The organism is Nodosilinea nodulosa PCC 7104 (assembly GCF_000309385.1).
In the GTDB taxonomy this organism is placed as follows: Bacteria; Cyanobacteriota; Cyanobacteriia; order Phormidesmidales; family Phormidesmidaceae; genus Nodosilinea; species Nodosilinea nodulosa.
Genome location: NZ_JH976537.1, coordinates 1,975,380 through 1,999,680, shown reverse-complemented (window position 1 = coordinate 1,999,680; position 24,301 = coordinate 1,975,380). Strand labels below are relative to the sequence as shown.

Below are 24,301 nucleotides of genomic sequence, written 5' to 3'. Positions count from 1 at the left end.
GGGCGCTGCACAGCGAACGTTTAGGGTAACGTTTGAGACGAAAAAACGCTCTACTTTTCTTCCCCCGGAAACTTGTCTTCTTCGATGGTCGCCGTAGGGGGTGGAAAGAGGGAGGCAAAATCTAGGTCGGGCACGTTAGCCAACAGGGCTTTCAGCTTCATACGCTGAATGTAGGGCCAGCCCCCATTGACTTCGATGTCCCTGAGCAGAGCGTAGAGGTGCTGGCGATTGTCGGGCAGGGCGTCGCGAAAGAGGGTCTCCCGGATGTCCCGGTGCTGCTGCTCTAGCAGCCGCAGCAGGGCTAACAGGTTCAGGCTCTGCCCTCGACGCCCCAGGGCAGCTCGGTCAATCAAGTGTGACAGGGTGGCAAGGTCTTCCGGTAGATTGTCGCAGCGATCGCCAGGCGGAAAGTCGGTCATGGGGCAAAGCCAAAGATCTGTTAAATAGCTTAATGTTAGCTGCCTGGTAGTAAACGCCAACTCCAGACTTTTGTAAAGCCCTGCCTGCCTGGGCTTGGTGCGGCTGGACCGATCGATTTTAGCCTTGTCTAAGGCCAGGGTTTCAAATCGTAGGAAAGAGGCCCAGAGCCATGTAGAATGCTTACTTGAGGCTTTACTGGCTGAGGGCAAGCCCAGTATTGTTGTCGGGCTTTAGGAGCAGATTGTTACTCCCGTCGCTCGCAATGGTCATTGGCGCCGCCTCTCCGGAGGTGTTAGACCGGCCCCTAGGAGCAATTGCGCCAGGGCTATTCTGGCAAGCACCATAGCAGCCCAGAGCCAACGGCTGTCGCATTATCTGAGTAGTTTGACAGCGCCTTTTACATACTAAATTTTGAGGTAGACCATGAGGTATCGCGCCCTCTTAGTTGCATTCTTGGCCATTTGCCTGAGTGTACTGACAGCCTGTAGCGAAGCGCCTAGTGCCGCCAGTAGTGTGCCCCTGACCTACGACCAAATCCGCAATACAGGCCTGGCCAACAAGTGCCCACAGCTTTCCGAAATGACCCGGGGCAGCATAGCCCTGGAAGACGGCAAAACCTACCAGTTGGTAGGAATGTGCATCGAGCCGACCGCTTACTTCGTCAAAGAAGAAGCCTCCAAGCGCCAAGATGCTGCCTATATACCTGGCAAAGTTCTCACCCGCTACACCTCTAGCCTAGATCAGGTGCGCGGCGACCTGTCGCTCAAGTCCGACGGCAGCCTGGTCTTCTCTGAGACCGGCGGCATGGATTTCCAGGCCATTACTGTGCAGCTGCCCGGCGGACAGCAGGAGCCTTTTCTGTTTACGGTTAAGGGGCTGGTGGCAGAGTCGCAGCCTGGGCAGAGCGCCCTGACGACCTCCACGGATTTTGAAGGCGAATATAAAGTGCCTTCCTACCGAACCTCTAACTTCTTAGATCCTAAGGGGCGCGGTCTAGCTACCGGCTACGATACCGCAGTGGCCCTGCCCGCCAGCGGTGACAGCGAAGAATACGTCAAGGAAAACACCAAAGCCTTTGACATCGGCCAGGGCCGCATCTCTCTGCGGGTCTCCAAGATTGACGGTGCCACCGGCGAAATTGGCGGCACCTTTGAGGCAGAACAGCCCTCTGACACCGATATGGGTACCGCTAAGCCCGTCGATATCAAGGTCCAAGGCGTCTTCTATGCCCGCCTTGAGGAAGCTTAAGTTCGGCCTTGACCTGAACTCCTGTTATTCTCAAATATTCTCAACGGGAAGGAGCCTGGCTCCTTCCTTTTTTTATTCCTTTTTTCACTGATCTAGATCACACCCTCTTCCTATCGACATCACCCCTGCGGCGGGGGCCTATCACCACGCGCATCAGCCCTTCGAGGGATATTGATGATGTCGCGTGAATCCCCCCGTCATGGCCTCTTCTTCCCTCGCTTTAACCCAGCCCACAGCCCTCCCCTGGGGCGATCGCCTACAGACCAGCCTCCTCCGTTTGGCGACCGCTGCCGCCGCCGTCATTGGGCTTTCTGCCATGGCCCACAGCGCATCGGGAAGCACCTCTGCCCTACCCAATGGCACCTACCTCTACGGCGAATCGCCCGTGGCCAACACCGTTGGGGCCGTCTATTTTGTCTTTGAAGCCAAGGAAGGGCGCTTGAGCGGCGCTGTCTACCAGCCCTCCTCCTCCTTTGACTGCGTGCGCGGCACCGTGGGAAGTGGGGCCCTCGACCTGGTGGTCACCGACGCCTATGACCAGAGCGAATCGCCCTACTCGGTCGCCCTGGTGGGAAACTCTACCGTAGCGAGCGCCGCTGGGGAGGGCGCCCCGGCACAGCTGGAGGGCATGTACGCGATCGCCACCCTCTCGGATCTAGACCAGCAGCTGCTGGCCACCTGCACCCAGCGCTAGAACCAGATTGTAGAATCAGACCACAGGCAAGGCGATCGCTGAAGAGAAGCTGCTATGACTTTTTGCGATCGCACCCATCCTCTAACAATATCTAGGGGGCAAATCAGTGGTTCAGGCGCTATCTCAGCCATACATGAGCCTGCCGGAGTTTTTGGCCTGGGTGCCAGAATCCGGACGCTACGAGCTGCACGATGGAGTTGTGGTTGAAATGCAGCCAACCGGGGCACATGAGCAGGTGGTTGGATTGTTGAACCGCAAGTTTAATGTTCTCCTAGAGCAGGAAAACCTCAACTATTTCATCCCTAACACGGTACTGATTCAACCTTTGGGCTATGAAAGTGGCTACAAGCCCGATGTGCTGCTGGTAGATAGTGCTGCGCTAGCCCAAGAACCGCTATGGAAGCGAGAGTCGGTAATTACCCTTTCCAGTTCGATCAAGCTCTTGGTGGAGGTCGTCTCCACTAACTGGCCCGATGATTATGCCCGTAAGTTTGAAGACTACGAGGCTATGGGCATCTGTGAATACTGGATTGTGGACTACTTGGGCCTAGGCGGGCGTCGTTACATCGGCAATCCTAAGCAGCCGACCATTACCATCTGCCGCTGGGTTGATGGCGTCTACGAAACCCAGCTTTTTCGCCAGGGGGATACCATCAGCTCGCCAGGATTTCCCAATTTGCAGCTAACAACCGACCAGGTTTTTGCCGCGGGGCAGTAGTTACGGGAGCCATAGTAATAAAGCCGCTGCGATCGCTATGGTGCTAGCGGGGTTAAAAGCCTAACTCACCTGGCATATCCCAAACCCAAAACACAAAGGGCGACAAGGATATCCTCGCCGCCCTTTAGCTCGTTGTCTAACCCCTTACAAGTAAGACCTTAGTAGCGGTAGCCGCTGCTAGTAGCGCCGGGCTTGTGCACGATGAAGCTAGCGATCTGGCACTGCTTAACGTTGTCAAAACCCACCACACGAATGTAGCAGTTGGAGTACTCAGAACGGCAGGCCTGCACTTCGCTCAGCACTTCCTGAGTAGAGGTCGCGTTAAACATGGGCAGCTTCCAGAGAGTCCAGTAGTAAGTCTCGGGATTCGAATCTTCGTTGAACTCAACAGCGGGGAAATAGCCCTGCTTGAGGATGTAGGAAATCTGGCGCTCGATCTGAGCATCGGTCAAAGGAGGCAAGTAAGACAGCGTTTCAAAGCGACGCTCTTTTGGCAGAGTTTTCATGATTCCTCGTGGTTTTAACGAATTTAGGATCGGCTGGTGCCGTGAACTAAATCGATAGACAGTAACGGCGTTGAACCCAGGGCATTTACTCAGAGGAAGGGTCTGACTCGGCAGTAGACTCCTGCGGCACATCAGCGTCCACAACAAGTTCAGAATCTACTACGTGCGCTGCATTCCCCAACTGAGTAATGCGCTCTAAATGCTGGCGGCGGTGCTCCATATTGGCCTGCTGGATGCTCGTGACCACCATCTCGGGCAAAAACTCGCAGATACCTTCTGCAATGTGCTGCCGTACGGTCATCACTCGAATGGCCAGATCTGCGCTTTCTTCTAGGAGCGCACTCAGGTAGGCTTCGCCATCCTGAAGGGCTTCTTTAGTGGAAAACGCATTGAGCCAATAGGCCCGGGCGGGGTTGGTTTCCTTGAGCTGATTCAGCACCGTTTTCACAGCCTGAAACGTCAGGTAGCTAGTGAGCACCTTGGCGGTGTCTTTAGCCGTTTGCTTAAGGTCCATCGATGTCTCTCAAACGATTGACGCAGACCCCGCCATGGTGGCGGTTGGTAGCCCTGATCTAAGCTCGAATGGGTTGAAGATTCGGTAACTTGTGCAGCATTCCCCAAAATTTTGGAACCCTGCGAATCGGTGAACTGACCAACGCGCCCTAAACCGCCCCGGAGCGGGTACCGCAGCACCCGCCAGGCACTTAGATGGTGTCAACGGTGTCGAACTCGAACTTGATTTCCTTCCACAGTTCGCAGGCGGCAGCCAGTTCGGGAGACCACTTGCAGGCTTCGCGGATGATGTCGCCACCTTCGCGGGCCAGGTCGCGGCCTTCGTTACGGGCCTGAACGCAGGCTTCGAGAGCCACGCGGTTGGCGGTTGCACCAGGCGCGTTACCCCAGGGGTGGCCCAGAGTACCACCACCAAACTGAAGCACCGAGTCGTCGCCGAAGATTTCCACCAGCGCGGGCATGTGCCACACGTGGATACCACCGGAGGCCACGGCCATGACGCCGCCCATGGAAGCCCAGTCCTGGGTGAAGTAGATACCGCGAGACTTGTCCTGCTCGATGTAGTTTTCGCGCAGCAGGTCAACGAAGCCCAGAGTGCCGGCGCGATCGCCCTCCAGCTTGCCAACAACGGTCCCGGTGTGGATGTGGTCACCGCCAGACATGCGCAGGCACTTGGCCAGCACCCGGAAGTGGATGCCGTGGTTCTTCTGGCGGTCGATTACCGCGTGCATGGCGCGGTGAATGTGCAGCAGCACGCCGTTGTCGCGGCACCAGTGAGCCAGGGAGGTGTTGGCGGTAAAGCCACCGGTCAAGAAGTCGTGCATGATGATCGGCATGTCGAGTTCTTTAGCGTACTCGGCCCGCTTGATCATCTCTTCGCAGGTGGCGGCGGTGACGTTCAGGTAGTGACCCTTGATCTCACCGGTTTCAGCCTGGGACTTATGGATGGCGTCGGCCACAAACAGGAAGCGATCGCGCCAGCGCTGGAAGGGCTGAGAGTTGATGTTCTCGTCGTCTTTGGTGAAGTCGAGACCGCCGCGCAGGCACTCGTACACGGCGCGGCCATAGTTCTTAGCCGACAGACCCAGCTTAGGTTTAATGGTGCAGCCCAGCAGGGGACGACCGTACTTGTTGAGGCGATCGCGCTCTACCTGAATGCCGTGGGGAGGCCCCTGGAAGGTCTTGAGGTAGGCCACCGGAATGCGCAGGTCTTCGAGACGCAGGGCGCGCAGAGCCTTAAAACCAAACACGTTACCGACCAGAGAGGTCAGTAGGTTGGTAACCGAGCCTTCCTCAAACAGGTCGAGGGGATAGGCTACATAACAAATGTACTGGTTATCTTCACCCGGTACCGGCTCGATGTCATAGCAGCGACCCTTGTACCGATCCATGTCGGTCAGCAGGTCGGTCCACACCGTGGTCCAGGTGCCGGTAGAGGATTCAGCGGCCACAGCAGCGGCGCACTCTTCGGGGGGCACACCGGGCTGGGGGGTCATCCGGAACGCCGCCAGGATGTCCGTATCTTTAGGTGTGTAGTCCGGCGTGTAGTAGGTCAGTTTGTAGTCCTTAACCCCGGCGCTGTATCCAGCTTTCGATTGAGTCGTTGTCTGAGAGTAAGACATATCTCCCTATCCTGTGAATCTAAGAAATCCCTCGAGCGAACCTCTGTAGCCCAGCCGCACACAAGCAGACTCCCTCAACGAAGGAAGCCTCTGTTTAGCCCAAGCTCCGGTCAGTCCACGCCAATGTGAGACGAGTAGAAATACCCAAGCCACACCGCAAAGCACCCTTCAAAACGGCTGCCTTGCGAGCACTTTCAGTATTTTTAATTACCGTATGGTTAGCATACTATCAGCGATTGGATAAGTTTAATTTTGGAAGATCTGTATACATTCATAACTTAAAATTATGAATGAACGTGAACCAAGGTGAGGGATTCTCAAGTTCCTTGAAGCAGCCTCTGGATTGCGCCCGAGGAGTGCTGGTCAACAAATTCTGCCCAGGGACTCCAACCCCTGAGATTGCCGATATACTGTAACGCTTGAGGTGCTCTAAAGCCTTGAAGGTCAGTCTATTCGGGGCTGCTGCACGCCATCGCCAACCGTGGGGAGAGATTATGTTAAGCCTGCTGGTTCTATCGTCGTTAGCGCTGTCCATGGGAGAGCTCAACCCTCTGCCCGCCTCGTTGTACGCCAGCACCCCGGCCCCGTCTATCCTGGCCCAGGCTCCCCTCAGCGCCGATTACCGCGTTACTGCCCTGCAACCCGACTTTACCGGCGACCTGTGGGTCGGCTCCTGGGCCGGGCTGGCGCGCATCAATCCCGAAACGGGACAAATACTCCAGCGGGTCAGAATACCAAGCCGCACCCTCGAAGCCCTGGCCCAGGATCGGGTGGGCCGCATCTGGGTCGGCAGCTTTGACGGGCTGGTGCGGGTTGATCCGCGCACCAATGCGATCACGGCCCAAAACTTCCAGCTGCCCTCAAACCGAGTTCTGTCGCTGCTGATCGACAGTCGCGGTTTTCTCTGGGCCGGTACCGATCGCGGCCTGGTCATGATCAGCCCCGATCGCGGCCTGCTGATGACCACCGTGCAGCGGCTGCCGGGGGTAAGCGCCAACGCCCTCGCCCTCGATGGCAACAACAACCTCTGGGTCGGCACCCTCAATGGATTGGTGCAGATCAACACCGCCAACGCCTTTCCCATCCGCGAAGTGGGCGATTTGCCAGGGGGAGCCGTACAGTCGCTTACCCTCGGCCCGAACGGCAATCTTTGGGTGGGCACCGCCAGCAGCCTGCTGGTGGTGGACCCAGTAAGGGCTGAACTGGTGCGATCGGTTGGGGCTATGCGGGGCAAAAACGTAAAAACGACCGAGTTTGATCGGGCCGGAAATGTTTGGGTGGGCACCACCAGCGGCCTGTTTAAGCTCAAGCCCGACAGTGGCGAGCTACTGGGCCAGGTGCCTTCGCTGCCTTCGGGGCAAATTCTGTCGCTTTCTCCCAACACAGGCAACAAAATTTGGGCTGGCACCAGCGAAGGACTGGGCTGGGTCAGCCTCACCACGGGGGAGGGCAACCCCCACTGGGGCTTAGTGAGCCCCACCGTAATAGAGGCACTGCGATAGCCCTAGAGGCAGAAACCGAACGTCTTTGCAGCATTGCTATGAATGCTGGCCATCGGTCCAGCACCCCGGGTTTTTAGCCCAGAGCGTTCTTCTAGCGCCGCGTTTCCAAATATTGACCAATCATGAGTTCTTCCCCGGCGCGGGAGATCACGGTTTGGCGGGTGCGGTAGCGCTGACCAATCAGCCGAATCTCTTCCTCAAAGCGCGAGTCGTTGTACTGGGTTTTGAGCACCAGGGTACGACTGTCGTTGAAGTGATACTGAGCCGTGACGGGCTTGGGGGTGGCAAAGCCGCGATCGCGGTACAAAGTTGTGCCCCGCACCCCAAAAACCGTGCTGCCCACCACAGGCTTTTTGCCGGTGCCCACATAGTCACTTTCCCAGGCCACCGTCGTACCGCAAATCAGCGGCTGGCTTGGGCTGAGCTGGTGCAACTCAGCGAGTTCGATCAGCTGCTCCGCCCCGGCAGGCAAGAACTCAATCCTAATCTGGCTAACAACCTCCTGAGTCTCTCCGCTTTTGAGGGTGTAGTAGCGGCGATCCGATCGCCATTCTCCGGCGGTTTCCTGAAAAAAAGCCTGCACCAGAGGTTCAGCCAAAAGTTGAGCGACATCAGCGGATAAGGGCATAGCAACCATCCAGGCAACGGGTATAAGGTCATGAAAGTCAATCCAGAAAAATGGATTTGTTAATTTTCTTAACCTTAGTTTTCTTTATGATAGTGAGCGGGCGGCCGTCCGACAATCACTCCTCTAGGGCATTTAGCCAAGCTGCCGCCCATCCTACGCGGTTCTCTCAAAGATTCTGTAAGCATTAATACTTAATCAGGGGTGCGCCCGGGGCGGGGCTGACATCGATCGAGCAGAGCCACCATCAACCCTGATACCGTAGGAGTTGCCGTGTATGCCCTGGGGCGATCGCCATGGATTTAGCCGATATCACCTACTTTTTCGACTGCTGCATTGGCCAGTGGTCGATCGAGCGCACTTACCACTACCTCACCCATCAGGAAATTGAGCGATCGCACACCGATTTCCGCGTCGATGCCATCACCCCCGAGCTGCGGCGCAAGGTGCTGGCCGACAACGGCTACGGCCCGGTGGAAAACATCGACCAGCTGCCAGGGTTTCAGCTAGCCTTTCACACCATCTCCGACCAGGGCGAAGAAGTCTCCCAGGAGCTGCGGGCGCTGTTTGTGCCCAAAGCACAGGAGGGTGCCGTGCTCAGCGGCGACTATCTGCGCGATCGCGCCTACGAAGAAGACCGCCCAATTATTTCCGGCTTCACCTACAGCCAGAACAACCGCGAACTGCTCATGACCACCCCCTACACCCGCGTCGTTTCCGTCGACTCCATCCAGCTAATCAACCCCACCCTGCGCATTCGCCGCATTCTCAACTACAAACGCCCCGCCGAGGGAGAGGCGATGGATACCCTGGCCTTGGTAGGGTTTGGGGTAGAGCAAAAGGTGGGTTAGGGGATGGGGAGATGAGGGGATGGGGAGATGAGGGGGTTAAATGTTTCCCACAGGCCCATTTGCAGGACAGAGGTTTAAACCGATGATCGATCCATCCTTTCCGTGAGGTCAAGGACGGCGGAACGTCCTTGTCGATGGGGGTCTGGGGCCAGCGAAATGGCCCCAGCAGCAGATCTGGCCTATATCCCAGCTTGTGCGCCGCGCCAAGAATCATTACTTTAATGACACGTTGTTTCCCAAGGGTCAGCCCCACGCCCCCACGGAGAAACAGCTTTGCCTAGACGACTCAGAATCAACGACATAACCCAGCTAGCTCTGCCATCATATTTATCTTGGCGATTTGGCGGCAGCTGTGAAATAATGAAAGACTGTGTTTTATTTTGTGCCCGCCCTATTTTTAGGTGACCTGTCATGGCCAAAGGCGTCCGCCTCGTCATAACCCTAGAGTGCACCGAGTGCCGGACTAACCCGGACAAGCGCTCTAACGGTGTATCGCGCTACACCACCCAAAAAAACCGTCGCAACACGACCAACCGCATTGAGCTGAAGAAGTTCTGCACCCACTGCAACAAGCACACCATCCACAAAGAAATCAAGTAAGACCCATGGCCTATTTCCGTCGTCGAGTATCTCCAATCAAGCCCGGAGACCCAATTGACTATAAAGACGTCGATTTGCTCCGCAAATTCATCACCGAGCGCGGCAAAATTCTGCCCCGCCGCATCACCGGCTTGACCGCTAAGCAACAGCGGGATCTCACTACCGCCATCAAACGTGCCCGCATTATTGCCCTGCTGCCCTATGTGAATGGGGAAGGCTAAACTAGGCTAAAGATGGCGATCGCTAGGGTGTTAGCTTGGTTGACAAAGGAACGCTAGTCGAATTTAAGCACCAGGGACAGCACCGCTTAGGGGTGGTAGACCGGCCCGAAGGCAAAAAAAACTGGGTCGTTATCGATGAGCGTGGCCAAGCCCACACCCTGCACCCCCGTGACCTCACCTACGAGGTCGATGGCGAGATCTACAAGCCCACGGATATCGGCCCCTTTTTGGCGGAGGCCGATCCCTACATTGACCCTTCCAGCCTAGAAATAGCCTGGGAGTTCTTATCAGAAGCCGGGGAGACTGCCGACCCGGCTTCTTTGGCGCAGCTGCTATTTTCTGAGCAGGGGCCGACATTCTGCTATGCGGCCCATCGGCTGCTGGTCGAAGACAAAATTTTCTTTAAACAAAAGGGCGATCGCTACGAACCGCGCCCTGCGGCCCAGGTCAGCGAACTGCGGCTGCAGCTTGAGCGAGAGACTCAGCGGCAGCAGGAGTGGGAATCGTTTTTAACCAAGACCCAGCAGGGGCTAGCAGGAGAGGCCGTAGCCTGGGACAAAGGCGATCGCCCCCGCATTGAAACCCTAGAGCGCCTGGCCCTGTTTGGAGACGAGTCAAACCAGCGCACCCAGGCGGTAGAAATTCTCAATGCTCTGAGCCAGCCTCCGACAGCAGCAGGTGCATTTGATACCCTAGTGGCACTGGGACTATGGAGCGCCCACGAAAACCTAGCTCTGCGCCGTAGCCAAGTCCCCAGTCATTTTTCTGAGGAAACTCTTACCATGGCGAAGCAGCGTCTTCAGTCTCCGCCACCGGACCCCGATGCCCAGCGCCTAGACCTCACTCACCTCAAGGTCTACACCGTAGACGATGTCAGCACCCAAGAAATTGACGACGGTCTCAGCCTAGAGACGTTAGCAGACGGCAGTCATCGCCTCTGGGTGCACATCGCCGATCCGACCCGCTGGCTAATGCCGGGAGACGATCTAGATCTAGAGGCCCGTCGCCGCTGCACCACGGTCTACCTGCCCACCGGCATGATCCCCATGTTTCCGGTCGAGCTGGCCACTGGCGCTATGAGCCTGATTCAAGGCCATATCTGCTGCGCCCTCAGCTTCGGCATCGACCTCACAGACGATGGAGACATTCGAGACTACACCATTCACCCCACCCTGATTCGCCCTACCTATCGCCTCACCTACGACGATGTCGATGAAATGCTGGAGTTGGGCATTACCGCCGAGCCAGAACTCCAGGGGCTGGCCCACTGGGCCAAGGTGCGGGGCCAGTGGCGAATGACCCAGGGGGCGATCAGCATCAACATGCCCGAGTCGAGTATTAAGGTATCTGAAGCTGAAGACGACATCGTAATTGAAGTCTTCAACGACTCCATGGCCCGGCAGATGGTGGCCGAAATGATGATTTTGGCCGGGGAGGTGGCCGCCCGCTACGGCCAAGCCCACGCCCTGGCGATTCCCTTTCGCAGCCAGCCCCAGCCCGAACTCCCCTCCGACGAGGAGCTAATTTCCCTGCCCACGGGCTGGGTACGCGACTCGGCCATTCGCCGCTGCATGACCCGCAGCGAGGTAGGTGTCACGCCTAGCCGCCATGCCACCCTGGGGCTGGAGAGCTACAGCCAGGTGACTTCGCCAATTCGCCGCTATCTGGACCTGGTCACTCATTTTCAGCTCAAGGCTCACCTGCGGGGCGAGCCGCTGCCCTTTTCTTCCACAGAAGTGACGGAGTTAGCCATTGGAGCCAGCTCTGCCGCCTACGAAGCCACCCTGGTCGAGCGTCAGACTAAGCGCTACTGGGCCTTAGAATACCTGCGCCGCCACCAGGATCGAGTTTGGGATGTCATGCTGCTGCGCTGGCTGCGCGAAGACGAAGGCCTGGGGCTGATTATGGTGGAAGATTTGGGCCTGGAGCTGGCCATGCGGTTCAACCGCGCCGTTGCCCTTGGGGAACAGCTCCAGGTGCGGGTCAGCCATGCCAGCCCCCGCCAAGACGTGATTCGCTTTGAAGAAGTATCCCCAGAAAGCGCGGAAGCGGCAGCAGCCGTCACCGCTGGCTAGGGTATTTTCGCGAGGTAGGGCTCTCTATCCGCACAATGTAAATTGTTTGCCAAATAACATAGTTTGCAGCGGAGTTATCCATTTGCTCTGGGCACCCTTGGCCAAAGCGCTAAGCGCTACCCACTCGTGCATTTAGGATAAGACGCGTGTTTGTGAACTTTCGTCGGCGGTTAACACAGACTTCCATCAGCCAGGCAGCGCGATCGCGCTCGAAACTAGCTTCGCTGGGCCTAGCGGTGGCGATCGCAGCCTTCAGTGCCCTACCCGCCGCCGCTCAAACCCTGCGGGAAAAGGTGATGGCCATGGAGCAGGGCCAAGAGCAAGACTTTGCCAACTACTTTGGCGATCGCCCCATGGACGTCACCCAGGGGCCGGAGGAAATTGCCGCTACACTGGCTCGCCTGGGCGCTGAAACAAACACCAAACCTGCCGTGCTGTGGATTATGCCCCGCGGCGACCATCTTCACCTGGTGCTGCTGACCGCCAAGGGGCAGCCCATCGTGCGCGATCTCCACGACGTGCCCGACGACGAACTGCGCCGGGTGGTCAACGACTTTATGCTCGAAACCAGCAGCGTGGTTCCCCGCCGCAATCGCCCTGCCGCCCAGCAGCTTTACCAGTGGATTATTGAGCCCTACGAAAGCGAATTTTTAGACGCGGAGGGCATTGACACAATACTCTTTTGCCTGGGCAATGGGGTGCGGGGGCTGCCCCTGGCGGCGCTCTACGACGGCAATCAGTTTTTAATTGAGAAGTACAGCCTTACCCGCATTCCTGCCTTTAACCTCATTCAGACCGACTACAGCGCCCTACGGCCCGGCAATATTTTGGTCATGGGAGCCTCTGAATTTCAGACCCAGGAACCTTTGCCAGCGGTGCCGACAGAAATCTCCAGCATTCTATGGGAGCTCCAGGGAGCCCGACCGGAGGAAACGGCCTGGCGGGGTCGATCCTTCCTTAACCAAGGGTTTACGCTGCCTAATCTGCGGCTGTGGCTGCGGCTGCAATCGCCTACGGTGGTCCATTTGGCCACCCATGCGGTATTCGAACCGGGCAATCCCAGCAATTCTTATATTCAGCTTTGGGATCGTCAGCTCCACCTCAATGACATGGGCCAAGTGCCCTGGAACTCTCCCAATTTGGAACTGCTGGTGCTGAGCGCCTGCCGCACGGCGATCGGGGACGACGAGGCTGAGTTGGGCTTTGCCGGATTAGCTCTACAGTCGGGGGTGAAGTCAGCAATGGCCAGCCTGTGGAATGTGGACGATGCCGGTACCCTGGCCCTGATGAATGAGTTCTACAGCTATCTGGGGCAGACGACCACCAAGGCCGAAGCCCTGCGCCAGGCCCAGCTTGCCCTCCTGCACGGCGAGGTTCGGTTTGAGGACGATCAGCTGCTGCTGACGCGGGGCGCTGTGGCGATACCTGCTGACTTAGCCACCAGTGGCGAGGCCGATCTGTCCTCCCCCTACTACTGGGCCAGTTTTAGCCTGATCAGCAGTCCCTGGTAGAGAAGGCTGCTGAAAACAGGTATGAATCAAAAAGCCACGCCTCTCGTACGGGCAAATGGCCATTTGTCCCTACCCAAATTCAGGCCTCAGTTCAGCAATGCCTTCCTGGTATAGCTGTACGTCAAGCCGGGAAGGGTTGTCGGCTTTACGCACAGTCTGCTTTCTTTACGAAAAGATTAGGCCCTTTTGGGCGGCCTGCGTGATTAAACGGAATTGTTTTGGTGTATTAGGCGCTACCAATAGGTAGGTGGCTTGTTTAGCACACCTCTGAAAAATCGTCATTCATAACAGCTAAAACCCATGATGAGTCGAGTTGGTCCAAAGCAAGTATTTTTAATCCTGGGAATAGTCTTCGGACTGGCTATTTTTGCACCTAGGCAGGCCCAGGCTGACAGCAACTCCCGGAATGAGTTTCCGGGCCGCCGGGTAGGCGGTGGCACCCGCGGCACCTGTGCCATCGACAGCCGAGCTATGGCGGCACTCAACCCCGCTAGCAACCTGGGGGTAACGGCCAGCGATCGCCCCTCGCTATACTTTTCCATGCCTACGGCAGAAACCCCCTACCACGGCCAGTTTATTCTCAGCGATGCCAATGAAAATCGCCTCTACGAGACCAGCTTGGTCGCGGGTGCTGAGCCTATAGTTGGGGTGCATCTGCCTGCCAATCTGGTCGCTCCCGACCAAGACTATCACTGGTACTTTGTCGTCGCCTGCAACCCTCGCGATCTGTCGCAGAACGTTGTGCTAGAGGGCTGGCTGCGCCGCGTGCCTGTTACCCCTGCCCCTGCCGATACGACCCTGGTCGAGTCCCAGCTTGATCTGGTCAATACCTACCAGCAGGAGGGCCTTTGGAACGACGCGATCGCCCTGATGGTAGAGCTACGCCAAACCTATCCTGGCAACGAGGGGGTACAGACTCAGTGGAATCAGATCTTAGAAGCGCTCAATCTCATCACCGTTGTGCAGTAGCGGTAGGGCATGGAGTTTTTTCGCCGTTGGCCATTGCTCTACCCTGTGCCCCGTCGCCTGCGGGCGGGGGCACAGGCGATACTGCTGAGCAGCGTTTTAACCTCGCTACTGCTGGTAGGGCTACAGATGCCAGGCTGGCTGGAGCCGCTGGAGCTGAAGGTTTTCGACCAGTTTATGCAGCGGCGGGCCGACCTCGCGATTGACAGTCGCCTACTGATTGTCGGCATCAGTGAGACCGATCTGCACCGCTACGGCTGGCCCCTCAGCGATCAGGTATTGGCCCAGGGGTTAACCCAGCTTCAGCGCCATCGGCCACGGGTTATTGGCCTGGATCTCTACCGCGATTTGTCGCACCCGCCTGGGGAACCAGATCTAAAATCAGCGATGCAGGCCGAGAATCTGGTGGCCATCACCAATATTGCGAGTGGTATTGCCGCGCCACCGGGGGTGCCCCCCGAGCGGATTGGCTTTAACGACCTTGCCCTGGATGATGATGGAGTGCTGCGGCGCAGTTTGCTGTTTGTTGCTGGCGACGATCAGGACTATTACTCCTTTGCCCTGCGGGTCAGCCTGCGCTACCTGGCTGCCATCGGTAAAGGGTTTCGCTACGATACTGAGGCCCTGTGGCTGGGCCAAACACCCATTCGGCCCCTGCGAGCTACCGCTGGAGGCTACCAGCGAGCCGACACCCGCGGCTATCAAACGCTGCTCAACTACCGCAGCCGCCATAGCCCGGCTCCCATGGTGACCTGGAGCCAGGTCATGGCAGGGGCCGTAGAACCCGATCAGATTAGCGATCGCGTTGTGGTGATTGGCACCACTGCTCCCAGCCTTAAAGATATGCTGTACACCCCCTACAGCGACGACATTGAAACGTTTAACGCGCCTGGGGTCGTTATCCACGCCCAAATTATCAGCCAGCTGCTGGATATAGCTCTGCACCAGCGATCGGTCTTTGGGTTTTGGCCCCGCTGGGGAGAGGTGCTGTGGCTGTGGGGCTGGGCGATTCTGGGAGCGGTCCTGGCGTGGAACTTTAGCCATCCCCTGGGGCTGGGGCTTGGCGGGCTGGCCGCCCTGGGACTGATGTATTCTCTGGGCTGGGGACTATTTCTCCGGATGCTCTGGATTCCGTTGGTCGAACCCTCGGCGGTTTTTTTCCTGGCCCTGGGCGTGACGATGGCCTACCGGCTGTTCTACACCCACCGCCGCGATACGCTCACGGGGTTACTTAACCGTCGCGCCTGGCTTAAGCACCTCCACCGGCACCTGATGCCCCCAGCTCGGCGGCAGCATTTGAATCCACCCGGCATTATGGTGGTGGGGTTTGATCGCTTTAAGCAGGTCAATGCCGGTCTGGGGCAGACCCTGGGCGATCGCCTACTGCTCATGACTGTGGATCGCCTGCGGCGCGTCATTCCTCGCACAGCACAGCTCGGTCGGCTCAGCGGCGATGACTTTGCGCTGGCCCTCAGGCAGAGCGATCGGGAGTTTCTAACCAGCCTGGCTAATACAATTCAGCAGGCGCTGAGCGAGCCCTTCAGCCTGAACGGTCAAGATATTGCCATCACAGCCAGCATCGGCATCGTCGTGCCGCAGGCGCAGCAGGCCTGCACTCCCGAGCACCTGCTGCGCGATGCCCAAACCGCCATGTACCGTGCCCAGCGCGGTGGCCAGTCTCGCTACCAGGTTTTTGCGGCCAGCATGGCTAACGCCGCCGACCAGTTTACCCTCGAAACCGAGATGCGCCACGGCATCGCCCAACAGGAGTTTGTGCTGTACTACCAACCCATTGTTGACCTGGAGACTGAAAATATTGCCGGGTTTGAGGCTCTAGTGCGCTGGCAGCATCCCCACCAGGGATTTGTGTCGCCAGCCCGATTTATTCCGCTGGCGGAAGAAACTGGGCTGATTTTGCCCCTGGGCGAGTGGATCTGCCGCACGGCCTGCCGCCAGGCCCGTCAGTGGCAGCAAGATTTTCCTGACCACCCGCTGATGGTCAGCATTAACCTGTCGGGGCGGCAGTTTGAGCAGCCCCATCTGGCCGATCAGCTCGGGCAAATTCTACGGGAGACAGCCCTCGACGGACGCAGCCTCAAGCTTGAAATTACCGAAAGCATGGTGATGGGCGATGTCGACACCGCCATTGACCTAATGCTGGGACTAAAGGCCCTGGGCTGTCGGCTGGGGATGGATGATTTTGGCACCGGCTATTCGTCGCTGAGCTACCTGCGGCGCTTTCCTATCGACACCCTGAAGGTCGATCAGTCCTTCATTCGCAACATGGGAAACAGCCGCGAAGACCACGAAATTGTGCGCACCATTATTGGCCTGGGCCACACCCTAAGTATGGATTTAATTGCCGAGGGCATAGAAACTCAGGCGCAGGCGGCAGCCCTGCGATCGCTGGGCTGCGAGTTTGGGCAGGGATACTACTGGGCCAAACCCCTGCCAGCGACTGAAGCAACGACGCTGCTCACCGCCAATACCCTAGCCCAGGGAAGTAAGACAGAGGCCTTACCCTAGCAAGCCATGCTGAGTCAATCCATATTCCCAGCCTATGCAGGCTGGGCAAACACCGCCACGGGCACTCGCTTATAGGCCGGAGTGCCTGCCCTGGGCTCAATGCGCGCCTTCATCAGCACGTTGGCCTCGGGGTAAAACATCAGCGCCGCCCCCGATCGCACCTCCCCGAAAATAATCTCGATATTGTCGAGCTGCCCGGCATCGCCCCGCACGCTCACTCGCTGGTGCTGGGCCAGGCCCACCCGCTTGGCATCAGCAGGATTCATCAAAATGCACTGGCGGTGGGGCATCCCCCGATACTGGTCGTATTCTTTGTAAACCACAGTGTTGTGCTGGCCGTAGCTGCGTCCGGTAATCAGCGCCAGCACCAGGGCAGGCTGCGCGGGATTGGGCAGGCCAAATTCCGCCAGCGTGGGCAGGGTGAGGGTGGGCAGCGGGGTAAGCTGCATTTCGGCCTTGCCCGAGGGCGTAGGGAACTTCGGCTCTAGAAAAATTCGCCCGCCAATGGTGAACTCGGCGTTGGTGTCGTCGATATCGCCGATCTTTTCGTAGCCGGGAATGGTCTGGGCGATCAGCTGGCGCACGTAGCGGGTGTCTTGCAGCTTGCGCCAGTCGATCGGCTGGTCGCCGTGGAGGCGGTGGGCCAGCTCGGTCAAAAATTCTACCTCGGAAACCAGGTCGGCCTCACTGAGATGGGTTTTGCCGGGGTCGTTCAGCCGCACAAAATTGTTGCCCGACTCGACGGTGGTTTTGTGGGGATTCTCGAACCGGGCGTAGACCGGCACGATGATCGTGTTCTGCCTGGCCAGCCCGTGGAAGTGACCCTGGTTGGGCTTGGTGGCGAGGTAGACAATCGTGTCGATATTGCCCAGGGCGCGCTTGGCCTGGGTCAGGTCGGGGTTCGCCGCGTAGAGGTTGCCCCCTAAGCACAGCAAGGTGTCTACGTCGCCACGGTCTGCTGCTTCGATCAGGGCGCGGGCGTCGTAGCCGGGTTCTCGCCTGAGCGATTTGCCCAGCAGGGTTTCCAGCGCCTCGCGAATTTTGTCTTTGAGGTGGGCGGTCACCCCCATGGAGCCAAACCCCTGCACGTTGGAGTGGCCGCGAATCGGCATCATCCCCGCGCCGGGCTTGCCCACGTTGCCGGTCATCAGGGCGGTATTGGCCATGCTGAAGATGTTGTCTACGCTGTTGGCCTGGTGGGTGATGCCCATGGCCCAGGCAAAGACGACTCGCTTAGAACCGTGAATTATCTCCGCTGCCGCCACAATCTCCGTCAGCGTCAGGCCGCAGGTGGCGATAATCGCCTCCCAGTCGGTAGCGTTGACCTGGTCGATCACCGCCTGCCAGTTTTCGGTGTAGGCCTTGAGGTAGTCGAGCTGCACCCAGCCGCGCTCCAGCAGCACCTTTTGAATGCCCACGAACAGAGCCAGGTCGCTGCCGGGAATCGGCTGCAAAAACAGCGAGGCGATGTCTTCCCCCTGCACCAGCCGCAGCGGGTGCGCCGGGGAGCCAAATTTGACCAGGCCGACTTCCTTGACCGGGTTGATGGCGATCACTTTGCCGCCGCGATCGCGCAGTTCAATCAGCTCATTCATCAAGCGGGGGTGGTTGGCCGGGGCATTGGAGCCGACCAGCACCACGCAGTCGGTCTGGCGCAGACTCTCCAGGCTGACCAACGACGTGCCGGTGCCAAACACTTTGTTGAGGCTGACCGTAGACGGGGCGTGACAGAGGTCAGAGCAGTCGGCCAGGTTGTTGGACCCCAGCGCTCGAACCATCAATTGCAGCAAAAAGGCCGCCTCGTTGGACGATCGCCCCGAGCTGTAGGAGGCCACCCGCTCAGGCGGCAGGGCAAAGGCGGTGGCCGTGATCTGGTAAATCTCCTCCCAGGTAATGCGCTCGTAGTGGTCAGACCCGGCCCGGCGAATGACCGGAAAGCTGAGGCGACCGAGGCGATCGGCCTGGCGGGAGGTGAGCGCTTGCAGCTCGGGGATGGTGTGGCGATCGAAGCAGTGATCGCTCAGACCCGGCTGTAGCTCCGATGAAATGGCCTGTACGCTTTTCATGCAGCGCTGGAGCGTTTCCTCAAGCTCATTTTGAAAGCCGCCGTTCTGCCCCCCGGTGCCCCAGGCGCAGGAGAGGCAGGCGCTTTTGTGGAACAGCTTTTTCCAAATCTGCGGTCCCTGGGGCGACAGCGACTTTTCGGCCCAGTATTGGATGACCGGCAAGCCGCCGCCAACTTCGGGAGCGTGGATAGCCTCGTCTTCGACGCCGGAATTTACCGGAGCTAGGTGAGTTTCGGCAGGCGAGGTCGCGTCACCACCGGGTCGATTGCGATCGGTCATGTTGTAAGGTCTCTCCACAGCCGCTATGGCATAACTATAGCGAGAGGGCCAGAGGCAAGTATGTAAGCCTAAAGAGGGAGAGTTTTTACAGGGGCGGGCTTGGGGTGGGTGACCCAGTCACTTGGCTACTGCTGGCTGTAGGCGTGGGCAGACGGTTAGGGCCTGCGGAATGTCGCTGAGACGGGCGGAAAAGCCGCTGAGGAAACAGCTATGCGTTGACGGTTACAGCCCCTAGCCTGTTTTTGGGGTCGGGCGTGACAAGGCTGGCGGAATCAGGATTTTAGCCAGAATTGATGACAAGCCCTAAGGCTATCTGCGTCTGGTTAACTTGGTCGTTAGGCACTATGTTAGTGAGACCCTGCCCGATCGCTCGACCTCATCTCCTATGCCAGATCAGCCTGCACCAGAAATTGAGCTGCTACGGGCAGCATACGCGGCCTTCAACGCGCGCGACATTGATGCCGCCCTCGCCCTTATGACGCCCGATGTAGCCTGGCCGAAGGCGTTTAAAGGCGGTTTTGTTCGTGGTCCTGAAGCAATCCGCGCTTACTGGACGGAGCAGTGGAGCGAAATCGATCCACACGTCGAGCCAGTTGCCTTTCACCCGGAGGGGGCTGGGCTGGTCTTGGTCGAGGTGCATCAGGTCGTGCGCGATCTGGCCGGGGCCGTGCTTGCCGATGAGCATGTCGGCCACCGTTTCACCATTGAGCAGGGCTTAATTCAAGCTATGGAAGTCTGCCTAATTTCGTCGTCCGGCCTCGGTGCCTAGCCGCGCAAATACACATTTGCCAAGGGCTTTTTAAGTGCAATTGCCAATCGAGCTGCTCATCGATTGAGCTAACCCTTGAAAGTCAATCTCCAGCCTGCCGCGATCGCTTTAGGGTTTTTTATAGCTACTCACCCGCAAAACCAGTTCTCCCTGGTCAGGGTTTTGGTTGAACACAAATGCGCCTTCCGCCGTTTCATCTCGGGCTAAAAAATCAATTTCAACATTGCCCGATTCTTCTACTTCGCCGTTTATTTTTAACTCGGCGCTGACCTGCACCGATTCAGCGGTCTCTCCCCCTGTATTGGTCAGCTCAAAGGGGACATAAAACTGCTGATTCTCTTGGCGAATTTTGCCTCCTGGCTTGAGGGTCAAACTTGGCGGGCGATCGCCTTCGGTTGACCAACTGAACACCACTAGTCCAGCGATCGCGCCCACAACTAACAATGAAAAGCCAAACGAAATCCATTCTGCGACACTGCGGGAAGGCTGCTGAACGTGCGTTTTGATGGCATCCGCGATTTTATCTGGTGCTTCAGCTAGCTCTATAGACTCTCCGGTTTCTTCCTGCATCGTTTCCACGGGTATTTTGATTAGCCTTTCTTAAAATTACAAGAGCGTTTAAATCGCCAAGCGGCCTGCCGCCCCGCCAACGGTGGCGGGAAGACCCAGCAAAATGGAATGACTGAGCCAAAGCTGCCAGGGATCATCCCACTGTAATTTGTCGAAAAAAACTAACATTACACAGGCAGCCCCCAAAGACACCAGATAGGACATCACGGTTTCACTGGGGGGACGCTGAAACAACCCTTTCTGCTGTCGCCGTTTGGGCTGGTTGGCAAAGCCCGCCGCAAACACAATCGCATAGGAAATAACCAGTGACGCACCCATTACCCCAAGCAACCACAGCCCATCTACCGCAGCGGCTAGCATCGGCACTTCATCGGTGGGGGCAATGCTAAAAGCGATAATCATGGCCCCAATGAGCGTGCTGCCAAGGTCGGCCAGCGTATTGAAAAGGGTGCCCTGCTTTTTGGGTTGTGACGCGGGTTTGGAGTCCTCTGCGTTGGCTTCAGAATCGTCTTCGCCGCTCAGAAACTGATTTGCCAGGGCAACACCCAGCGTAAACGGCACACTCTCATAAATCAGCTTGCCCAAAGATTCAGATAGCGATGTTTCCCAGGTGATTTCTCTCAATAAAATGAGCATGAAGCCTGTGCAGACTAGCCCGATCGCGATCGCCTCCACCGTATCCATCAGCTCATCTTGCAGAGTCGCCTGGTTTACCTTTCTAAAACCCGCCGTCCGGTTTAGCATTAGCACAATAAAAAAAGTTAGCAGCATAGCTAACAGCAGCCGCGCCATCTTGACTGAAGAGCCAATCCACCAGACCTCCATAGTGTAGAGCAGCGGAATGCCAAACAAAAAACCACCCGATGCGCCCCGGATCAAATCTTGAATTTCTTGACGCCACTGCTTGCTGGAGTTTCTCAGCACTTTGATTACTGTTAAATAAAAACTATTAAAGAAAAACTGAGCTATTAAAAAATTGAGAATTCTAGCTTAGGCTGGACAGTCGTCGCTGTCCCCTACTGAAAGATAGAATTATGGTAGCGTACTATACGAGCAGTCCGAGTCATCTTCTAGCTGCAAGTTCTTTGGTTCAGTTCAGAATAGGCAGAAGCCATGCACCTGACATTGACCGATACCACCTTGTTCATTGATTTGAAATGGTATGAGTAACTTTGGGCTTTCACGTTGACCAATCCGTTTGCGATTCCCCTCGACCATATTACCCGAGTGAGTACAGCGCCACCGCAAACATCCTGGCGAGATTTACGGGCACCGGGAACAGCACTGCCCGGTGTCATTCGAGCGGGAACCTACTACACCCCGCGCGGCAAAGAGTTTTGGTATGCGACAAAAACTGGGGGTTATCTGACCCTAGAATTGAAGCAGTCGCCCTATCAACGTATTATCCTGACTATCTCTCAAAATGAGGCTTGGTCTGAGCAAATTCTAGAACAGGTTCAGCGTGTTTTTGAGGCCGATTAGAGTCCGTAATACCGCCGCCACCGTGATTTTTTGACTGTGCTTTTTTGATGGAGAATATCTGCAACGGATGCGTGGGAGCGTAAGTGGCCAAGAAATATGGGCGATCGCACCTTCACTGTGCAAACATTTCCGCCAGAATGGCCAGCAGAAGCCGCTGTTCCTCTGAGGCAATCTGCCCTAAATGCTTTACCAGCCGAGCTTTATCTACCGTGCGAATTTGGTCCAGCACAATTTGCCCACGCTTGCCCTCAAATTGGCAGGCGACCCGCGTGGGGTATGGCTTTCCCCTGGTGGTCATGGGCGCAACGATCACCGTTGCGATGTAGCGGTTCATCTCGTCGGGAGAAATTATGACGCAGGGGCGACTCTTCTTGATTTCGCTGCCTACGGTGGGGTCGAGGTTGACCAAAAAAACGTCGAAGCGTTCGGCTACCACTCCCATTCAGCGTCGTCCCAGTCTGTGGTGCTGGTGGCGTCTAGCAGGTTGTCGTCACAATTCTCGGCCATGGCGGCAAAGGCGGCATCCCATCCCATGCGCTGGTGAGATGCGGTACGAATGACTAGGTGGTCGCCCTCAACCACCACTTCTACATCGGCAGTAAGGCCGCTTTGCTCTAGCAGCAGCCTGGGAATGCGAATACCCTGTGAGTTGCCGATTTTGACAATGCGCGTTCGAATAGCAGTGCCCATGGATGTCGGCTCAGGTGAAGTAATTACATTGTAGATACCCTGGGCGGGCAGAGTCAATGGCTGGAGTGGCTAGAAACAGGCCTAAATCAACAGTCGATGCTCCTACGCCACTCCGGCAAACAGCGCCTCGTAGGGCTGGGGATTGGCATTGTCCTGGGCGACGATTTCCACAATTTTGTTGCGCGACTGGGGTAGATACAGCGCCTCGACGCACACCTGGGCCACCTTTTGCCGGGACACGCTGCCCTCAAAGAGCGTATCGGCTGGGGCCATAATCAACGCCCGGCTGTCGCTGTCGTCGTCTTTGAGCCCGCCGGGGCGGACGATGGTGTAGGTGAGCCCGCTGGCTTGCAGATAGGCCTCAGCCTGGTGTTTCCAGTAGAGAATTAGAAAGAAGAGATTGAGGGGATGAAGAAAGCGAGAGACACAGAGTGACGACACCATCACAACATGCTCAATGCCGACCTCTTTTGCTACATCTACTAAATTTTTGTTGCCCTCGTAGTCGACCTGGTAGGGGCCGGTGGGATCAAAGCCGGGGCGGGCTCCGGTGGCGGAAAGAAGGACAGTGCAGTCTGCCATTGCGCGCCGAATGCTCTCTTTATCTGTCACGCTACCTTCCCTCAGCGTGACGTCAATGGGAAGTTTAGCCCTGGCCGCAGCGGCATCGCGCACAAAAGCGACCACAGGAACGCCGCGACTGACGAGCTGGTCCACGATCCTAGAGCCAGTCGCCCCAGTTGCTCCCGCAACAAATGCTTTCACCGCTACTGCCTCCCTGTTGTAACTGGCCTGATTCTACGGAATGGTGGCCCAAAAAGAAACCAGCCCTAGGGCTGGTTGCGTCAAAGCGGAATGGCAAACCGTGATGGGCATGACAGTTCTGCGGGGCACACTTGAGATACTAAGGCCTTACGATAGATGCAGGCTTTGGCGCAATTACATTGCCTGATGTTGTTTAAGCAAGTGGTTGCACAGTGACTCTGGAATCCATGCCGTTCGCTCGAAATACCAGTGCCCTACCGCTGACATCAGCGACAGAGGATGCTGGCATGGAGCATGGGGTGGCTGAGGACTTGCCCCCATCGGCGATCGCCGACGAACTCCCCCCGCCGTCTCCTGCCGAGGAAGCGCTGCTGCTGGAGGGGCACTACGCCGGCAAAATGGACATGTCCGCCGACATCGACACGGTCGGTCGCTACCTGAACAGCCATCGGGGCTGGTTTACCCGCTGTGCTCAGCCGATGCAGGTGGAGCCTATTTCTGACCACGGCTACGCCCTGGTGGTAGGCCATTTTTCGGTGCTGAGCTACGAGGTGGAGCCGAAGGTAGGGCTGTATCTGTCGCCCCTCGATCACCAGGTCTACCGCATCGACACCATGCCTGTGCCCGGCTATGTGCCCCCCGGCTATGATGTAGACTTTCACGCCGTGCTGCGGCTGCACGAGTGCCCCGAGGCCGCCTCCCCGGCGACAGCCATGACACAGGTGGACTGGGATCTCAGCCTGGCGGTCAAGATTCACATGCCGCGCATGCTGAGCTCGGTGCCGCGATCGCTGCTCAAGACCTCGGGCGATCGCCTGCTCAACCAGGTGGTGCGCCAGGTCTCCAAGCGGCTGACCCGCAAGGTGCAGGACGACTTTCACCACAGCCACAACTTGCCGCTGCCCGAGAGCTACCGGGGCCACTACTTTTGGTCAAGCTGGGGGCGGCGATCGGGGGGCGGTGCCGAACCGCGCTGATCTCAATCCGTCACCTTATCCATCCCTATCTTTTCCGTCCTGTAGATGCCCGATTCAGGGGTTAGGCCGTAGATTAACCCCTGAACCCTGGCCTCACGCCTGTAC

The 24,301-nt window shown here is 57.5% G+C and carries 25 protein-coding genes; 14 read left to right on the top strand and 11 right to left on the bottom strand.

Annotated elements, in window-relative coordinates:
* Nucleotides 1-50: 50 nt before the first annotated feature.
* Nucleotides 51-419, bottom strand: coding sequence for a hypothetical protein (locus tag LEPTO7104_RS39330; protein ID WP_017298251.1), 369 nt, complete (start codon nt 417-419; stop codon nt 51-53).
* A gap of 424 nt (nt 420-843) precedes the next feature.
* On the opposite strand from LEPTO7104_RS39330, the gene psbO reads away from it, so the two are divergent.
* The 3 genes from psbO to LEPTO7104_RS0109055 all read left to right on the top strand — a co-directional run bounded on the left by psbO (nt 844) and on the right by LEPTO7104_RS0109055 (nt 3,080).
* Nucleotides 844-1,668, top strand: a complete 825-nt coding sequence (psbO, locus tag LEPTO7104_RS0109065) for a photosystem II manganese-stabilizing polypeptide (RefSeq protein WP_026072511.1) — start codon at nt 844-846, stop codon at nt 1,666-1,668.
* Between the two features lie 199 nt (nt 1,669-1,867).
* A complete protein-coding gene (locus LEPTO7104_RS33285) occupies nt 1,868-2,362 on the top strand; it encodes a hypothetical protein (protein ID WP_155523575.1) in 495 nt (164 codons plus the stop codon).
* Between the two features lie 133 nt (nt 2,363-2,495).
* A complete protein-coding gene (locus LEPTO7104_RS0109055) occupies nt 2,496-3,080 on the top strand; it encodes a Uma2 family endonuclease (protein ID WP_017298248.1) in 585 nt (194 codons plus the stop codon).
* Between the two features lie 158 nt (nt 3,081-3,238).
* On the opposite strand, the gene LEPTO7104_RS0109050 is transcribed toward LEPTO7104_RS0109055, so the two are convergent.
* The 3 genes from LEPTO7104_RS0109050 to LEPTO7104_RS0109040 all read right to left on the bottom strand — a co-directional run bounded on the left by LEPTO7104_RS0109050 (nt 3,239) and on the right by LEPTO7104_RS0109040 (nt 5,721).
* Nucleotides 3,239-3,586, bottom strand: a complete 348-nt coding sequence (locus LEPTO7104_RS0109050) for a ribulose bisphosphate carboxylase small subunit (RefSeq protein ID WP_017298247.1) — start codon at nt 3,584-3,586, stop codon at nt 3,239-3,241.
* A gap of 85 nt (nt 3,587-3,671) precedes the next feature.
* Nucleotides 3,672-4,100, bottom strand: a complete 429-nt coding sequence (gene rcbX / locus LEPTO7104_RS0109045) for a RuBisCO chaperone RbcX (protein ID WP_017298246.1) — start codon at nt 4,098-4,100, stop codon at nt 3,672-3,674.
* 190 nt (nt 4,101-4,290) lie between these two features.
* Nucleotides 4,291-5,721: a form I ribulose bisphosphate carboxylase large subunit gene (locus LEPTO7104_RS0109040; RefSeq protein ID WP_026072509.1), complete on the bottom strand. Its 1,431-nt coding sequence runs from the start codon at nt 5,719-5,721 to the stop codon at nt 4,291-4,293.
* Between the two features lie 494 nt (nt 5,722-6,215).
* On the opposite strand from LEPTO7104_RS0109040, the gene LEPTO7104_RS0109035 reads away from it, so the two are divergent.
* Nucleotides 6,216-7,223: a ligand-binding sensor domain-containing protein gene (locus tag LEPTO7104_RS0109035; protein ID WP_040695350.1), complete on the top strand. Its 1,008-nt coding sequence runs from the start codon at nt 6,216-6,218 to the stop codon at nt 7,221-7,223.
* A 91-nt stretch (nt 7,224-7,314) separates the two neighbouring features.
* On the opposite strand, the gene LEPTO7104_RS0109030 is transcribed toward LEPTO7104_RS0109035, so the two are convergent.
* Nucleotides 7,315-7,851, bottom strand: a complete 537-nt coding sequence (locus LEPTO7104_RS0109030) for a phycobiliprotein lyase (RefSeq protein ID WP_017298243.1) — start codon at nt 7,849-7,851, stop codon at nt 7,315-7,317.
* A gap of 293 nt (nt 7,852-8,144) precedes the next feature.
* Here LEPTO7104_RS0109030 and LEPTO7104_RS0109025 point away from each other — a divergent pair, with 293 nt between their 5' ends.
* The 7 genes from LEPTO7104_RS0109025 (at nt 8,145) to LEPTO7104_RS0108995 (ending at nt 16,598) form a co-directional block, all read left to right on the top strand.
* Nucleotides 8,145-8,699, top strand: a complete 555-nt coding sequence (locus LEPTO7104_RS0109025; RefSeq protein ID WP_017298242.1) for a phycobiliprotein lyase — start codon at nt 8,145-8,147, stop codon at nt 8,697-8,699.
* A 411-nt stretch (nt 8,700-9,110) separates the two neighbouring features.
* Complete coding sequence (gene rpmG / locus LEPTO7104_RS0109020) at nt 9,111-9,299, top strand: 50S ribosomal protein L33 (protein ID WP_017298241.1); 189 nt, start codon at nt 9,111-9,113, stop codon at nt 9,297-9,299.
* Nucleotides 9,300-9,304: 5 nt separating this feature from the next.
* On the top strand, nt 9,305-9,520 hold the full coding sequence (rpsR, locus tag LEPTO7104_RS0109015) for a 30S ribosomal protein S18 (RefSeq protein ID WP_017298240.1): 216 nt from the start codon (nt 9,305-9,307) through the stop codon (nt 9,518-9,520).
* A gap of 35 nt (nt 9,521-9,555) precedes the next feature.
* Entirely contained in the window at nt 9,556-11,595 is a 2,040-nt protein-coding gene (locus LEPTO7104_RS0109010; protein WP_017298239.1) for a ribonuclease catalytic domain-containing protein, read from the top strand.
* Nucleotides 11,596-11,741: 146 nt separating this feature from the next.
* Nucleotides 11,742-13,106, top strand: a complete 1,365-nt coding sequence (locus LEPTO7104_RS0109005) for a CHAT domain-containing protein (protein WP_017298238.1) — start codon at nt 11,742-11,744, stop codon at nt 13,104-13,106.
* Nucleotides 13,107-13,406: 300 nt separating this feature from the next.
* On the top strand, nt 13,407-14,075 hold the full coding sequence (locus tag LEPTO7104_RS0109000) for a DUF928 domain-containing protein (protein ID WP_083887038.1): 669 nt from the start codon (nt 13,407-13,409) through the stop codon (nt 14,073-14,075).
* Nucleotides 14,076-14,084: 9 nt separating this feature from the next.
* Nucleotides 14,085-16,598, top strand: coding sequence for a putative bifunctional diguanylate cyclase/phosphodiesterase (locus LEPTO7104_RS0108995; protein ID WP_017298236.1), 2,514 nt, complete (start codon nt 14,085-14,087; stop codon nt 16,596-16,598).
* 32 nt (nt 16,599-16,630) lie between these two features.
* Here LEPTO7104_RS0108995 and LEPTO7104_RS0108990 read toward each other — a convergent pair whose 3' ends face one another.
* On the bottom strand, nt 16,631-18,943 hold the full coding sequence (locus LEPTO7104_RS0108990; RefSeq protein WP_017298235.1) for an FdhF/YdeP family oxidoreductase: 2,313 nt from the start codon (nt 18,941-18,943) through the stop codon (nt 16,631-16,633).
* Between the two features lie 385 nt (nt 18,944-19,328).
* Here LEPTO7104_RS0108990 and LEPTO7104_RS0108985 point away from each other — a divergent pair, with 385 nt between their 5' ends.
* On the top strand, nt 19,329-19,712 hold the full coding sequence (locus LEPTO7104_RS0108985) for a nuclear transport factor 2 family protein (protein WP_017298234.1): 384 nt from the start codon (nt 19,329-19,331) through the stop codon (nt 19,710-19,712).
* Nucleotides 19,713-19,820: 108 nt separating this feature from the next.
* Here the strand turns inward: LEPTO7104_RS0108985 and LEPTO7104_RS0108980 are convergent, their stop codons facing one another.
* The gene (locus LEPTO7104_RS0108980; protein WP_017298233.1) at nt 19,821-20,282 is read right to left on the bottom strand and encodes a TIGR02588 family protein; all 462 of its coding nucleotides are present in this window, start codon (nt 20,280-20,282) and stop codon (nt 19,821-19,823) included.
* A 48-nt stretch (nt 20,283-20,330) separates the two neighbouring features.
* Nucleotides 20,331-21,206, bottom strand: coding sequence for a TIGR02587 family membrane protein (locus LEPTO7104_RS0108975; protein ID WP_017298232.1), 876 nt, complete (start codon nt 21,204-21,206; stop codon nt 20,331-20,333).
* A 261-nt stretch (nt 21,207-21,467) separates the two neighbouring features.
* On the opposite strand from LEPTO7104_RS0108975, the gene LEPTO7104_RS38065 reads away from it, so the two are divergent.
* The gene (locus LEPTO7104_RS38065) at nt 21,468-21,764 is read left to right on the top strand and encodes a hypothetical protein (RefSeq protein WP_225886952.1); all 297 of its coding nucleotides are present in this window, start codon (nt 21,468-21,470) and stop codon (nt 21,762-21,764) included.
* Nucleotides 21,765-21,876: 112 nt separating this feature from the next.
* Here the strand turns inward: LEPTO7104_RS38065 and LEPTO7104_RS0108970 are convergent, their stop codons facing one another.
* From LEPTO7104_RS0108970 to LEPTO7104_RS0108960, 3 genes are all read right to left on the bottom strand, one after another.
* Nucleotides 21,877-22,206 carry a type II toxin-antitoxin system PemK/MazF family toxin gene (locus LEPTO7104_RS0108970; protein WP_017298231.1) on the bottom strand — a complete coding sequence of 110 codons (330 nt, stop codon included), beginning with the start codon at nt 22,204-22,206 and terminating at the stop codon, nt 21,877-21,879.
* The gene (locus tag LEPTO7104_RS0108965) at nt 22,194-22,454 is read right to left on the bottom strand and encodes an AbrB/MazE/SpoVT family DNA-binding domain-containing protein (protein ID WP_017298230.1); all 261 of its coding nucleotides are present in this window, start codon (nt 22,452-22,454) and stop codon (nt 22,194-22,196) included. Before LEPTO7104_RS0108965 ends, LEPTO7104_RS0108970 begins: the two co-directional genes overlap by 13 nt.
* Before the next feature lie 102 nt (nt 22,455-22,556).
* The gene (locus tag LEPTO7104_RS0108960) at nt 22,557-23,219 is read right to left on the bottom strand and encodes an SDR family oxidoreductase (RefSeq protein ID WP_026072506.1); all 663 of its coding nucleotides are present in this window, start codon (nt 23,217-23,219) and stop codon (nt 22,557-22,559) included.
* Between the two features lie 227 nt (nt 23,220-23,446).
* Between LEPTO7104_RS0108960 and LEPTO7104_RS33280 the strand changes: the two genes are divergently transcribed.
* Nucleotides 23,447-24,196, top strand: coding sequence for a DUF1997 domain-containing protein (locus tag LEPTO7104_RS33280; RefSeq protein WP_225886951.1), 750 nt, complete (start codon nt 23,447-23,449; stop codon nt 24,194-24,196).
* The last annotated feature ends 105 nt before the right edge of the window (nt 24,197-24,301 follow it).